The sequence below is a fragment of the Bartonella sp. MU37NMGALS genome (assembly GCF_042194015.1).
Classification (GTDB): Bacteria; Pseudomonadota; Alphaproteobacteria; order Rhizobiales; family Rhizobiaceae; genus Bartonella; species Bartonella grahamii.
In genome coordinates, this window is sequence record NZ_JBHIML010000137.1 from 1 (window position 1) to 636 (window position 636).

The 636-nt window shown below is 41.8% G+C and carries 1 protein-coding gene; it reads left to right on the forward strand.

What is annotated here, in order from left to right:
* Positions 1-540: hypothetical protein (locus ACFIJP_RS09565; RefSeq protein WP_375627194.1), on the forward strand; the 540-nt coding region annotated here is incomplete at its 5' end.
* Positions 541-636: the final 96 nt, after the last annotated feature.

Genomic DNA, 636 nt, shown 5'->3' on the forward strand with positions numbered 1-636 from the left:
ATTCGTTTTTGTGAACGGGAGACCTTTTACTTTAACGAAAGCCGTGATGTGGTGTTTGAGACACGGGCGGGACAAGGTGTTTATGATGCAAGCACTACCCGCCCTATTGAAACAGCTGTTAAAATCAAAAACGTTTATTTAAGTTCTGATCAACATCATAAGTTTGCCTTGGAATGTAATGACCATGTTTCTTTAGAGCCTTTGTTATCATCAGAGCAGCAAGGAACGCCGGTTTGTTACAGTTATTTTGATAGGAAATTACATCTTTATCCCACGCCAGATAGAGCCTATCAAATTCAACTCATTCTCTCTCCATTGCGTTTATCAGAGATAGAGAGTGTCGATGAGGAGCACCCATGGTTTGTGCACGCGTTTGATTTGATTAAGGCGCGTGCAAAATACGAACTTTACAAGAATATCTTGAAAGACCCCGATTGTGCAACGGCAGCTTACAATGACTTTAACGAACAGTTGCATGAATTGCGTGCAGAGACGTCTCAACGTCATAACGTGACCAGAATAATACCAACGGATTTTTAAGATGGTTTATTTTCCAGTAGCCGATTACAGACCAGATGTTGCGGTTGTCAACGGCAGCTTTACGGATAGCCTTGTGAATGTTTTACCAGCAGATGG